Consider the following 12,522-nt stretch of genomic DNA (forward strand, 5'->3'; position numbering starts at 1 on the left):
CGACAACCACCGGGCACCACAAGAGATCAGGAGAGAGTCGATGGCGACGAACGAGAACATCCTGCCGCTCGACGGCGACATCAGACCGCTCGACAACCACGCCTCGGTCGCCGACGTCAACCCGTTGGACGACCCGCCGGCCGAACCGCCGGTCGTGGCCAAGCCCGGCGAGAAGCCGCTGGACAACCACGCCTCGGACCTCGACATCGTGTCGATGGACAACCACGCGTCCGGCCCCCGCCCGTAACGGGCAGGGGAACACGGCAGGACGGACGTACGGGGGAAACGTACGGGGGGCCTTGAGCGGTCGTACGGGGGACGTACGGGGGAACCGCCCGAGGACGTACGGGGGAACACGGGGGAACACGGGGGAAGCACGACGGTGGACGCACCCGGGGGGATGCGCCACCGGCAAGGAGCACGGCGTACGGGGGGACGGGCGGGCTCGCCCACGGGGGATTCGGGGGAATCCGGACGAGCCCGCACGGGGGAACGTACGGACAGCACACGGGGGAACGCACGGGGGAGCGGCGGCCGCGGTGGCCGGAGGGGGACCACCGCGGCCGCCGCGCATCCGCATGTCCGGCCACCGCCACTACCCTGAGCCCGTGTTCACCTCCCAGGGCCCGAGCCTGCGCGAACTGGCCGTCCAGGCCCTCTCCTCCGTCGAGCGGGGCTACGACCTGCTCGCCCCCAAGTTCGACCGCACGCCGTTCCGCACCCCGGACCGGATGCTCGACGCCGTCGAGGAGGCCCTCGCCCAGCGGGAGGGCGGCTTCGGCTCCGGCCTGGACCTCTGCTGCGGGACCGGCGCCGGCCTGGGGATGCTGCGCCGCCTCTGCCGGGACCGGGTCACCGGGGTCGACCTCAGCGCCGGGATGCTGGCGGAGGCGGCCCGGCTCCACCCCGAGGGCGTGGACCTCGTCCGGGCCGACGCGCTGGCGCTGCCCGAGCGGCTCTGGAACGCGTACGACCTCGCCGTCAGCTTCGGCGCCTTCGGCCACTTCCTCCCGGCCCAGCGCCCCGCCCTCTTCGGCGGGGTCTACCGCACCCTGCGCCCCGGCGGCGTGTTCGCCTTCCCGGTCGGCGCCCCGATCCCGCCGACCTCGCCCCTGTGGTGGGCGGTGGCCGGCTTCGACTCGGCGATGCGGGTGCGCAACGCGGTGTGGCGGCCGCCCTTCGTCATGTACTACCGCACCTTCCCGTTCGGCCCGGTCCGCGACGACCTGAGGGCGGCGGGCTTCACCGTGGAGACCGTCCCGCTGCCCCCCTTCGGCCACCGCGAGGACGGCACCCCGCACTGGCGCCTGCTGCTGGCCCGCAAGCCGGGACCCTAGCCGGGGCCCTGGAGGCCGTCCAGGACGGTGCGGCACAGGCGCAGCGTCTCCTCGTCGTCGGCGACGCTGCCCAAGAAGTCGCCGGGGCGGCGGGCCGACGCCAGTTCCGCCTCGATGCGGGGAACGGCCGCCGCGGCGGCCGGGCCCGTGCGGGACAGGCAGGCGAGGGCACGGTTCGCGGTGCGGCCGTTGTCCTCCCAGGCCCCCAGCACGGTCCGCACGACGGCCTCGCTCTCGGCCCCGGAGCCGCTCTCCCCGACGACGTCCCACAGCGCGGCCGCGGCGTGGACCCGGGTCCACGCGTCCCGGGAGGCCAGCATCTCCCTCAGCCTCGGGGCCAGCGCACGGGCGGGCGGGCCGATCCGGCCCAGGACCCCGGCCGCCTGGTGGCGCCGGTGGCCGTCGAGGTGCTCCGCCAGCCGGGGAAGGGCCTCCTCCGGGTCGCGCCCGAGCGCCCACAGGGCTCCCGCTGCGGCCAGGCGGACGTTGCCGTCCTCGGAGCCGGTCAGCGTCCGGACCGTGTCCAGGGCGTGGGCCGCGGCGGTGCCGAAGGAGGCGAGTGCCTCCAGGCCCGAGGCCACGGTGCGCACCTGCCCGTGCCGGGCCGCTTCCTCCAGGCACCGGGTGACCGCCGGGACGGCGGCGGGGTCGCCCAGTACGGCCAGGGCCTGCACCAGGGCCACCGCGCTCATGTCGGTCCACTCCTTGGCGAAGTCGACGCCGGCCAGCTGCCGGACCAGCCGCGGGACCAGTTCACCGGCGGCCGCCGGGCCCAGGGAGCCCGCCACCTGCACCGCGCGCCAGGCGTCGGCGTCGGAGTCCAGGGCCGTGAGGAGACTCGGCAGCGCACGGGCGTCGCCGAGGCGGGCCAGTGCCATGACGGCCTCCTGGTGGGCGCGGCGCAGCAGGGGCCGGGGACTGGCCCACACGTCCTCGCCGTGCTCGGTCCGGTGCGCGGCGACGCAGCGTGCGAGGGCTTCGCGTGCGGGCTCGGCGGCGGGGCCCAGCGTGCGGAGGCATTCGGCGGCGACGGCCGTGGTGTAGGGCTCGTGGGGCCGCAGGAGGCCGGCGACGAGGGTGACCAGTGCGGTGTGGTCGCCGCGCCAGGAGCGGATCAGGTCCTTGGCCATGGCGAGGGCGTCGTGGCGGGTGGCCGGGTCAGCGCTGCCCAGTTGGGCGGTGAGGAGGGCCGTGCGCTCGGGTACGCGGGCGTCGAGGACCGTGTGGAAGGTCTGCAGCAGCTCGGTGGTGGGGGCGTGGACGCGGCCGGCGCGGTCGAGGTCCTCGAAGGCGGCGGCTATCTGCGGGGGGACGTCCTGGGCCGGGGCGGCCGGCGCCGGGGCCGGTGTGGTCGCGGCGGGGGCGCAGGCGCAGGTGGTGGCGTCGCAGCCCTGGGTGGCGGCCTCCTCCTCCGGGGGTGTGAGCCGGTCGAGGAGGCCGATCGCCGTCCGTACCGTCTCGGCCGTGATGTCCTGCGGGGTGCAGCGGGCGCGGTGGACGAGGGCGCCGAGCCGGACGTCGGGGTCGGCGGCCCCGTCCTCGGCGAGGGCGGCGAGCCAGGCCGTGGCGGCCGGCGGTGCGGCCGGCAGCCGCAGGGCGAGGTCGGCCGTGGTGCGCAGGACCAGCAGGCGTTCCGCCGTCCCGCTCTCGGCGGGCAGCCGGTCGCGCAGTAGGGCGAGGGCCCGGTCGGTGTCGTCGAGGAAGAGGCCCAGGCCCTCGATGCCGGCCCGGCGCACGCCCGGATCCGGGTCGGCGGCGTAGCGGACGAAGGCGTCGGCGCGGGAGCGCAGCAGGGCCACGGCGTCGGCGGGGGCCGTGGACTCGGTGCCGTCCGGGGCGAAGCGGACGCAGTCGTCGTCGCGGTCGGCGGCTTCGCGGCCGATGCTGAGCACCAGCGCGGCGACGGAGGCCCGGTCGGGGGTGGCGGGGTCGTCGGTCAGGCCGATCAGGTACGGCAGGGCGGCCACCGTGCAGGGGTAGACGTCGCCCTGGTGGTGGGCCGCGCCGTAGAAGTTGCTGAAGGCGCGGTCCCGCGCGTCGGGGTCGGGCGAGGCCATGGCCGTCAGCCAGCCGGGGATGTCGCCGCCCGGGCCGTAGGCGTGGCCCAGGGAGGTCCAGTCGGTGCCGTCGAGTTCGTTGATCACGGACGGCACTATGGCAAGGGGCACTGACAGCGCCGTCCGGGTCACCAGATCCGGTCGAAGGGCAGGTGGACGCCTTCCTGGTCGGTGACGTCGTTGCCGTCGCGCAGGCGGGCCATGTCGTTGCGGGACAGGGCGCGGCCGTAGATCCGTACGTCGTCCAGGGCGCCGGCGTAGAAGGCCTTGTAGTCGGGCTGGGTGCCGAGGTGGATGGTGAAGGGGCCGGTGGGGCGGAGGTCGCCCGCGGGGCCGGTGGGGGTGGGGGCGGTGGCGGGCGGGGCGCCGTCCACGGAGAGTTCGAGGCGGCCGGCGCTGCGCTGGAGGACGACGTGGTGCCAGGTGTCGTCGTCGGTGCGGGAGCGGGAGGTGACGGCGATCGGGCCGGTTCCGGAGTTGACGGTGCCGTCGAGGCGACCGGTGGCGGGGTCGGCCTCGATGCGGATCTGGGGGGCGGCGGGGCCCTGGCCGTAGGCCCAGAACAGGGGCTGGCGGACGCCGCTCTCCGCGTCCTGGCCGCGGGTCTTGTATTTGACCCAGGTGGCGACGGCGAAGTCTTCGGCGCCGACGCGCAGTTCGTCGGGGCAGTCGATCAGGCGCAGGAAGTCGTCCTTGCCGTCGAAGCGCATGGCCTTGCCGCCGCCGGGCCGGTTGCCCAGGCGCGGGGCGCCGTGGACGACGGCGTGGTTGCGGTAGGGGGTGGTGTCGCCGGTGCGGCGGGGGGTGAGGTCCTCTGCGGCGGCGCTCAGTTCGTGGGGGCCGAAGGCGGTGAACTTGATGTAGCCGTGCGGGGTGCCGTTGGCGGTCTCGTAGAGCAGGCCGACGCGTCCGCCGGGCAGGGCCGCCATGTCGGAGTAGCCGGCGCGTTCGCGCAGGACGACGGCGCCGTCCTTCGACCAGGTGCGGCCCTCGTCCCGGGAGGTGCGCACGGCGAGGGTCCAGCGGTCGGAGGATTCGGCGCCGGGGCGGCTGGGGGCCGACAGGAGCAGGGGGCCGCCGGGGAGCTGGAGCACGGATCCGGCGGCGGGCGGGGCGGGGAGGTCGGCGACGGGGGTGAAGCCGGGTGCGGGGACCTCGGGCGCGGAGACGTCGTCGATGACGGCGGACATGCGGTGGTCGGCGGTGCCGCAGGTGGCGGTGGAGCGGGCGTTGACGTAGATCCGGCCGTCGGGGAGCTGGGTGAGGGCGGGCTCGTTGGGGGCGGGGCGGCCTTCGGGGGCGCCCCAGCGGGCGCCGGGCCGCCAGGTGAGGCCGCCGTCGTCGCTGTAGAGGAGCTGGGCGCCGGATTCGCCGGATCCGGTGCGGTAGTCGGCGCTGACGACGAGGCGGCCGGGCCGGTCGGGGCGGGTGGGGGTGAGCTGGACGCCGTGGCCGGGGCCGACGGAGACCCAGGTCCAGTCGGCGCCCTTGAGCTGGGGCTGCGGGGCGGGGTCGGTGGTCCAGTCGGCGCCGTCGTCGGTGCTGTGGGCCAGGCGCAGTTCGCGGGGGCCGCGGACGCGGTTGCCGTCGGGGTCGGCGGTCCAGGTGCTGTAGGCGTGGAGGAGGGAGACGCGGCCGGAGGCGGAGTCGACGACGGGGGCGGGGTTGCCGTAGGCGCCGGGGTCGCCGGCGCCGCGGATGATCTGCAGGGGGCCCCAGGTGCGGCCCTCGTCGGTGGAGCGCTTGAGGACGAGGTCGATGTCGCCGACGTCACCGCAGCCGGCGGTGCGGGCTTCGGCGATGGCCAGGAGGGTGCCGTCCTTGGTGGTGGTGAGGGTGGGGGTGCGGTAGCAGTCGTAGCCCTCGGTGAAGGCGTTGAAGGGGGCGGAGACGGCGGCGGTCAGCCCGGGCTTGCGTGCGGGCGCGGGGTCGTCGGCGTCCGCCTTCCCGGGTGTGCCGGGCCGCAGGACGAAGGTCAGGGCGAGGGCCGCGGCGAGGGTCAGCGCGAAGACCGCGCCCGCCCGGGTGCCGGCCCGCACCGCGCTCTGCCGCCGCATTCGTTCCACTGTTTGACGCACGCTCACCCGTGCAGGCTAACGCGGTGGCCCCCGGCCTTGGTCAGGGGTGCGTCGGGGTCGTCTCGGGGTGGCGGTGGGGGTGATGCCGGATCCCGGCCGGGGGGTCGGGCGGACAGGATCGGGGGCATGACCAACGCAGCTTCTGAGTACGGGATTTCGGGGCCGAAGGGCGGGGGCGCGCCGGTGGGCGGGCGGCCGTGGGGGCGGCGGCGGACCGCGTTCGTGCGGGGAGCCTTCGTCGCGGGGCCGCTGTGCATGCTGGCGTACGGGGTGATCCGGCTCTCCGACCCGGGTCACGGGCCGGGCCCCGCCTGGACCGCCGGGCATCTGTTCCTGACCGCCGGGGTGCTGCTGTTCGGGGCGGTGTTCGCGGGGCTGCGGCGGCTGGCGGCCCCGGTGGGGCGGGTGGGCCGGGTGGGGGCCGGGGCGGCGACCTGGCTCGGGCTGGCCGGGTCGGCGGCGGTCGCGGCCCAGGCGGTGATCGACCTGACCGTCGGCTTCCGGTCCGCCGACCGGGCGGGCATGAACCGGCTGTTCGAGGAGATCCAGAGCCGGCCCTTGGTGGAGCCGGTGGTGTACTCGGTGGGGCCGCTGCTGTTCTACGTGGGCCTGCTGTGGATCGTGACGCAGCTGGCGGTCCGGCGGCGGACCGGGGTGTGGCGTCCGGTGGCGGTGCTGGCGGGCACGGCGGTGATGGGCGTCAGCCTGGACCTGATCCCGCTGGGCGGGCTCCTGTTCTGCGCGGCCCTGGCCCCGCTCGGCCGCGACCTGGCCGCCCGGGAGTGCGCCGCCCGCGCCGACCTGGCGTACGCGGGCGGGGCCCCGCACCGGGCGGGACTGCGGTCGGCCGCGTGACGGGGGTCAGCGGCGGGCGCGGAGTTCCGTCTTGAGGACCTTGCCGCTCGCGTTGCGCGGCAGGTCGGGGACGAACTCCACCTCGCGCGGGACCTTGTAGTTGGCCATCTCGCGGCGCGACCAGGCGATCAGGTCGTCGGCGGTGAGGGTGGAGCCGGGGCGGCGGACGGCGTAGGCCTTGCCGACCTCGCCGAGCCGGGGGTCGGGGACGCCGACGACGGCCACGTCGGCGATGTCCGGGTGCAGGCCCAGGAGTTGCTCGATCTCGGCGGGGTAGGCGTTGAAGCCGCCGACGATGAACATGTCCTTGATCCGGTCGGTGATGCGCAGGTTGCCGGCGCCGTCGAGGACGCCGACGTCGCCGGTGCGCAGCCAGCCCTCGGGGGTGAGGGTGCGGGCGGTGCCCTCGGGGTCCTCGAAGTAGCCGCGCATCACGTGGTGGCCGCGGACCCAGACCTCGCCGGGGGTGCCGGGTTGCCGCGCGGCGCCGTCGGGGCCGGCGATGCGCAGCTCGGTGCCGGGGATGGCGCGGCCGGAGGTGGCGGCGACGACTTCGGCGGGGTCGCCGCGGCGGCACATGGTGACGATGCCGCTCGCCTCGGAGAGCCCGTAGGCGGTGAGGACGGTGGCGATGCGGAGTTCGGCGCGGAGCCGTTCGACGAGCTGGAGGGGGACGACGGCGGCCCCGGTGACGACCAGCCGCAGGGCGGAGAGGTCGTGGTGGTCGCGCTGGGGGTGGTCGAGGAGGGACTGGTGGAGGGTGGGCGGGCCGGGGAGGACGGAGATCCGCTCGGCGGCGATGTTGGCGAGGGCGGTGTCCACGTTGAAGACGGGCTGGGGGACCATCGTGGCCCCGCGCATCAGGCAGGCGATGATCCCGGCCTTGTAGCCGAAGGTGTGGAAGAACGGGTTCACGATGAGGTAGCGGTCGCCCTCGCGCAGTCCGGCGAGCTCGCTCCAGACGGCGTAGCAGCGCAGGGTCTGGGCGTGGGTGATGACGGCGCCCTTGGGGCTGCCGGTGGTGCCGGAGGTGAAGATGATGTCGGACGGGGCGTCGGGGGCTATCGCGTCGGCGCGGGCGTGGACGGCGGCGGCCGGGACGTGGTCGCCGCCGGCGAGGAAGTCCTTCCAGGTGCGGAACTCGGCGGGGGCGTCGTCGGCGAGGACGACGACCTGTTCGAGGTGGGGCAGGCCGGGCAGCGGTCCGGTGCCGGTGCCTTCGGCGGCGGCGCGGCGCAGGGAGGCCACGTAGGAGGTGCCGAGGAAGGTGCCGGTCACGAAGAGGAGGCGGGCGCGGCTGCGCCGGAGCACGTAGGCGGCCTCGGCGCCCTTGAAGCGGGTGTTGAGGGGGACGAGGACGGCGCCGGCGGTGACGGCGCCGAGGGCGGAGACGATCCAGTCGACGGTGTTGGGCGCCCAGACGGCGACCCGGTCGCCGGGTTCGACGCCGGCGGCGAGGCAGGCGGCGGCGGCCCGCTCGACGCGCTCGCCGAGCTGGGCGTAGTCGATCCGGGTACGCCCGTCGACGACGGCCTCGCGGCGTGCGTACCGCCGCGCGGCGTCCCGCACGAGCCCGGCGACGCTACCCCACCGCAGGTCACCGCGCGGATCGACGGGCTCGGCGGCGACCGGGCCTCCCGGCACTGCCGGGGCAGCCGCGGCGACCGGGCCCCCCGCAGCCGCCGGGGCCTCCTCCGGCGGCGTTCCCGGTCGTCCGGGCGGTTCGTACGCGTCGGTGTCGTCGTGGTCCTCGTGGCCGCCTCGGTCCATCGCCCGCCCCTCCCCTGACACCAGTAGCTGACTATCCGTCAGATTAGCTGTAGCCTTCGCCGCTGTCAGCAGTACCGACGCACCCCGGAGGTGGCGATGGCGGCAACGCTCAAGGACGCTACGGCAATCGTCGGCATCGGCCAGACCCCCTTCGCCAAGCGGCTACCCGCGTCGGAGAAGGAGCTGGCCTGCCGGGCGATCCTGGCGGCGCTCGCCGACGCGGGCATAGCCCCCGGCGAGGTCGACGCCTTCGCCTCCTACACGATGGAGGAGACCGACGAGGTCGAGGTCGCCAAGGCCATCGGCGCCGGCGACGTCACCTTCTTCTCCAAAGTCGGCTACGGCGGCGGCGGTTCCTGCGCCACCGTCGGCCACCTCGCCGCCGCCGTCGCCACCGGCCAGGCCACCGTCGGCGTCGCCTGGCGCTCCCGCAAGCGCGGCTCCGGCCCGCGCCCCTGGAAGAACACCGCCGTCCAGCTGCCCACCCCCGGCCAGTGGACCCGCCCCTTCGGGCTGCTGCGGCCCGCCGACGAGATCGGCATGCTGGCCCGCCGCTACATGCACGAGTACGGCGCCACCCGCGACCACCTCTTCAACGTCGCGATGGCCTGCCGCAACCGGGCCAACGAGAACCCCGCCGCGATGATGTACGACCGCCCGCTGACCCGCGAGATGTACATGACCTCCCGCATGATCAGCGACCCGCTCTGCCTCTTCGACAACTGCCTGGAGACCGACGGCGCCCTGGCCTGCGTGGTCGTCTCCGCCGAGCGGGCCCGCGACTGCCGCCAGAAGCCCGTCTACGTGCACTCCGCCGCCCAGGGCCTGCCCGCCCAGCACCACGGGATGGTCAACTACTGGAACGACGACCCGCTGTCCGGCCCCGCCTGGACCGCCGCCCGGCACCTGTGGAAGCAGGCCGACTTCGGGCCCGCCGACGTGGACGTCGCCCAGATCTACGACGCCTTCACCCCCCTGATCCCGCTCTCCCTGGAGGGCTACGGCTTCTGCGGCCGCGGCGAGGGCGCCGCGTTCACCGAGGGCGGGGCGCTGGAGATCGGCGGGCGGCTCCCGATCAACACCGGGGGCGGCGGGCTGAGCGAGGCGTACGTGCACGGCTTCAACCTGATCAACGAGGGCGTCAAGCAGCTGCGCGGCACCTCCACCGCCCAGGTGCCGGACGCCGCCACCTGCCTGGTGACGGCCGGCGAGGGCGTCCCCACGTCCGCGATCCTGCTGCGCGCCTGAGCCCCCTTCCCCGAGGAGCCGCACGATGACCACCGCCCCCGGCGCCGACGAACTCCAGCTCCTGCTCCCCGTCCCCGACGAGGACGGTGCCCCCTTCTGGGAGTACGCCGCCCGCGGCGAGCTCCGCGTCCAGGCCTGCGCCTCCTGCGGCAGGCTCCGCTTCCCGCCCCGGCCCTGCTGCCCGCACTGCGGGTCCTTCGCGTCCGAGTGGCGCCCGATGAGCGGGCGGGGCCGGATCTGGTCCTACGTCCTGCCGCACCCCCCGCTGCTGCCGGCGTACGCGGCGCAGGCCCCGTACAACGTGATCCTGGTGGAGCTGGCGGACGCCCCGCACATCCGGCTGGCGGGGAACCTGGTCACCTCCGCGGACGCCCCGCTCGACTCGGTGGACCCGTCCCGGCTGCGGATCGGGGCGCAGGTGCAGGTGGTGTTCACCGAGACGGGCGGGATGGCCGTGCCGCGCTGGATCCCGGTGAAGTCATGACGCTCCGGGTCGAGCGGGACAAGGAGGCCGGGGTCGCGGTCGTCACCCTGGACCGCGAGCACCGGCACAACGCGATCGACCTCGCCACCGCAGCCGAGCTGGCGGCGCTGTGGCGGGAGTTGCGCTTCGAGGACGAGGTCCGGGCGGTGGTGGTGACGGGCGCGGGCACGGCCGCGTTCTGCACCGGGATCGACCGCTCGGCGCAGGTGCCGCAGCCGGCCTCCCCGTACTCGGCCGACGACCCGCTGATCGCCGTCGGGCCGAAGGCGAACGACCTGTGGAAGCCGGTGGTGGCCGCCGTCAACGGCATGGCCTGCGGCGGGGCCTTCTACCTGCTGGGCGAGGCGGAGTTCATCGTGTCGGCCACCACCGCCACCTACTTCGACCCGCACACCTCGTACGGGATGGTCAGCGCCTACGAGGCCGTCTACATGGCGCAGCGGATGCCCTTCGGCGAGGTCGCCCGGATGTCCCTGATGGGCACGGCGGAACGGCTCTCCGCGCGCCGGGCGTACGAGATCGGCCTGGTGTCGGAGCTGGCCGAGCCCGGGGAGCTGCTCGCGGCGGCGCTGCGGTCGGCGCGGACCCTGGCCTCGTTCCCGACGGAGGGCGTGCAGGGCACCGTGCGGGCGCTGTGGTCGGCGAAGCAGGCCGCGCTGCAGCAGTCGCTCGCCCAGGCCCCGGCCCTGATCGCCCTGGGGAACCTCCCGCCGGAGCGCCAGGCGGAGCTGTTCGAGGGGCGCCGGGCGGGGCCGGGGTTCCGGCTGCGCTGATCAGGGCCTGCGGGAGGCCGTGGCCGTGGGGCTCGGGGACGGGGTGGCGGTGGCCGTGGCGGTGGCCGTGGCCGTGGCCGTGGCGGACACGGTGGTGACCGCCGTGATCCGGCAGTCCTTGACGTCGCCCGCCCGCTCCCCGGCCCGCAGCGGGACCGTCTCCCTGCGGGTCTCGCGCGCCCGCAGGGTGACCAGGACGGTGGCCGTCTCGACGAGGCCCCCGCCGACGCCCTCGCGGCGCAGGGTCACCGAGAAGGTGGCGGTGCGGTCGAGCCGTGAGGTGACCTCGACGGTGCTGGAGGGGCGGGCGGTGCCGGCGTCCACGCAGGAGACCACGGAGGCGGTGGCGGGCCCGGTGCTCGCGGTGGCGGTCGCGGTCGCGGTCGGGCCGCTGTCGGTGCGGATCCCGCTGCCGCCGCTCGTCTTCTTCGTCTTGCTCCTGCTCTTCGAGCCGGAGCAGCCGCCCCCGCCGCCGTCGCCCTTGCCGTGGCCCGTGGAGAACCCGGTGAGCGAGAGCACCACCGCCACCAGCACCGCGCCGAATCTGATCCCGCGTACCCGTCCGGACAGCATCGTTCGAGTCCCTCCCCCTGAGACAAAACGCCGTCACGCTACCAGGCGCGCCCGGCCGCACCCGGGCGACGCCCGCCCGACGTGTCGGCATTCACCCCCGCACACCCGGAAGGCTCTGTTCCGCTCTCTGCGCCACCAGCGAAGACCTCCCCTCCCCCGGCTCCGCCCCGCCCGATCCGTGGTTGCATCCCAGCACCGAACCCGGCGGCAGCCGCACACCCCCGCGTCCCTTCGGTGAGCACCACGTCACCACGAGGAACACGGCGAACATGCGACGCAACATCACCACCGAGATCATCATCGACGCGGCCCCGGAAGAGGTCTGGGCGGTCCTGACCGACCTGCCCCGCTACTGCGTCTGGAACCCCTTCATCCGGCAGGCCGGCGGCGAGGTCGCGCCCGGCGGGCGGCTGCGGCTGACCATGTACGCGGAGTCCGGGAAGCCCACCACCTTCCACCCGACCGTCCGGGTCTGCGTGCCCGCGGCCGAGCTCCGCTGGGTCGGCCGCTTCCTGGTCCGGGGCCTCTTCGACGGCGAGCACTTCTTCCGGCTCTCCGAGGGCCCGGGCCGCACCACCCGGCTGGAGCACGGCGAACGGTTCCGGGGGCTGCTGGTCCCCTTCACCGGAAAGCTGCTGGAAGGCACGGCCCGCAACTTCACCACGATGAACGAGGCCCTGCGCAGCCGCGTCGAAGCCGCCCGCGCCACCTCCTGAGGCCACCGGCCCCCGGGCCCCGGCCACGCCTCCGTACGCCACGACCGGCGTGCGGCGCCCGGGGCCCCGGGCTAGCGTCGGGATCATGACCGCTACCCCGGAGGGCCGGGCATGATCCGCAACGCAATCGGCTCGCTCATGGGTCTGATCGGCGCCGTCGCCGCCGTCTGGAGCCCGTTCCGGGCCTGGTACGACGGCCGGCCCGGCCGTGACTACCGCATCGAGGAGCTGTTCTCCGGCTCCGGCGTCACCACCGACGTGCCCGCGCTGCCGGGCTCGCTGCTGCTGCCGATGGTCTTCGCCGCGCTGCTCGTGCTGGTGGCGGTGGTGCGGCGCTCGCGGCCGCTCATGGCGCTGGCGGGGGTGGTGGTGCTGGGCGTGGCGGTGCTGTGGATGGTCCGCCAGGGCCAGGCGGCCGGGGGCCTGTCGGTCGGCGCCGACGGGCAGGGCCTCGGCGCCGGGCTCGCCTCCGCCTTCGGGGCGGGCGCGCTGCTGCTCCTGGCGGCGGCGGTCATGCGCGGACGCCGCAGGCGCCCCAGGGGCCGCGACGTGGACCTGGAACCCCTGCCCCGCCCGGCCGCTCCGGAGCACGAGCCGTGGGGTCCGGGCGACCGCCCGTAGGGCCCGGACG

The 12,522-nt window shown here is 75.5% G+C and carries 12 protein-coding genes; 8 read left to right on the forward strand and 4 right to left on the reverse strand.

Annotated features, from left to right (window positions below; all coding sequences use genetic code 11):
- Window positions 1-40: 40 nt before the first annotated feature.
- Window positions 41-247 carry a hypothetical protein gene (locus tag ACFVXK_RS03620; RefSeq protein ID WP_389609902.1) on the forward strand — a complete coding sequence of 69 codons (207 nt, stop codon included), beginning with the start codon at window positions 41-43 and terminating at the stop codon, window positions 245-247.
- Between the two features lie 361 nt (window positions 248-608).
- A complete protein-coding gene (locus ACFVXK_RS03625; protein WP_389609903.1) occupies window positions 609-1,337 on the forward strand; it encodes a methyltransferase domain-containing protein in 729 nt (242 codons plus the stop codon).
- Here the strand turns inward: ACFVXK_RS03625 and ACFVXK_RS03630 are convergent.
- Together ACFVXK_RS03630 and ACFVXK_RS03635 are read right to left on the reverse strand one after the other, a co-directional pair.
- Complete coding sequence (locus tag ACFVXK_RS03630) at window positions 1,334-3,481, reverse strand: HEAT repeat domain-containing protein (protein ID WP_389609904.1); 2,148 nt, start codon at window positions 3,479-3,481, stop codon at window positions 1,334-1,336. The genes ACFVXK_RS03625 and ACFVXK_RS03630 overlap by 4 nt on opposite strands.
- A gap of 41 nt (window positions 3,482-3,522) precedes the next feature.
- On the reverse strand, window positions 3,523-5,451 hold the full coding sequence (locus ACFVXK_RS03635; RefSeq protein ID WP_389609905.1) for a LamG-like jellyroll fold domain-containing protein: 1,929 nt from the start codon (window positions 5,449-5,451) through the stop codon (window positions 3,523-3,525).
- A 147-nt stretch (window positions 5,452-5,598) separates the two neighbouring features.
- Between ACFVXK_RS03635 and ACFVXK_RS03640 the strand changes: the two genes are divergently transcribed.
- Window positions 5,599-6,327: a hypothetical protein gene (locus ACFVXK_RS03640; protein WP_389609906.1), complete on the forward strand. Its 729-nt coding sequence runs from the start codon at window positions 5,599-5,601 to the stop codon at window positions 6,325-6,327.
- Between the two features lie 6 nt (window positions 6,328-6,333).
- Here the strand turns inward: ACFVXK_RS03640 and ACFVXK_RS03645 are convergent, their stop codons facing one another.
- On the reverse strand, window positions 6,334-8,097 hold the full coding sequence (locus ACFVXK_RS03645) for a FadD3 family acyl-CoA ligase (RefSeq protein ID WP_389609907.1): 1,764 nt from the start codon (window positions 8,095-8,097) through the stop codon (window positions 6,334-6,336).
- A gap of 96 nt (window positions 8,098-8,193) precedes the next feature.
- Here ACFVXK_RS03645 and ACFVXK_RS03650 point away from each other — a divergent pair, with 96 nt between their 5' ends.
- From ACFVXK_RS03650 to ACFVXK_RS03660, 3 genes are read left to right on the forward strand one after another with little or no spacing between them, the layout of a single operon-like run.
- The gene (locus ACFVXK_RS03650; RefSeq protein ID WP_389609908.1) at window positions 8,194-9,345 is read left to right on the forward strand and encodes a lipid-transfer protein; all 1,152 of its coding nucleotides are present in this window, start codon (window positions 8,194-8,196) and stop codon (window positions 9,343-9,345) included.
- Between the two features lie 25 nt (window positions 9,346-9,370).
- Window positions 9,371-9,829 (forward strand): Zn-ribbon domain-containing OB-fold protein, encoded by a 459-nt coding sequence (locus tag ACFVXK_RS03655; RefSeq protein ID WP_389609909.1) that lies wholly within the window; start codon window positions 9,371-9,373, stop codon window positions 9,827-9,829.
- On the forward strand, window positions 9,826-10,602 hold the full coding sequence (locus tag ACFVXK_RS03660) for an enoyl-CoA hydratase/isomerase family protein (RefSeq protein ID WP_389609910.1): 777 nt from the start codon (window positions 9,826-9,828) through the stop codon (window positions 10,600-10,602). The genes ACFVXK_RS03655 and ACFVXK_RS03660 overlap by 4 nt, the downstream gene beginning before the upstream one ends.
- Here the strand turns inward: ACFVXK_RS03660 and ACFVXK_RS03665 are convergent, their stop codons facing one another.
- Window positions 10,603-11,175, reverse strand: coding sequence for a hypothetical protein (locus ACFVXK_RS03665; protein WP_389609911.1), 573 nt, complete (start codon window positions 11,173-11,175; stop codon window positions 10,603-10,605).
- A 269-nt stretch (window positions 11,176-11,444) separates the two neighbouring features.
- On the opposite strand from ACFVXK_RS03665, the gene ACFVXK_RS03670 reads away from it, so the two are divergent.
- Together ACFVXK_RS03670 and ACFVXK_RS03675 are read left to right on the forward strand one after the other, a co-directional pair.
- A complete protein-coding gene (locus ACFVXK_RS03670; protein WP_389609912.1) occupies window positions 11,445-11,891 on the forward strand; it encodes an SRPBCC family protein in 447 nt (148 codons plus the stop codon).
- Window positions 11,892-12,002: 111 nt separating this feature from the next.
- Window positions 12,003-12,512, forward strand: coding sequence for a hypothetical protein (locus tag ACFVXK_RS03675; protein ID WP_389609913.1), 510 nt, complete (start codon window positions 12,003-12,005; stop codon window positions 12,510-12,512).
- Window positions 12,513-12,522 lie beyond the last annotated feature (10 nt).

The organism is Streptomyces sp. NPDC058157 (assembly GCF_042884105.1).
GTDB lineage: Bacteria > Actinomycetota > Actinomycetes > Streptomycetales > Streptomycetaceae > Streptomyces.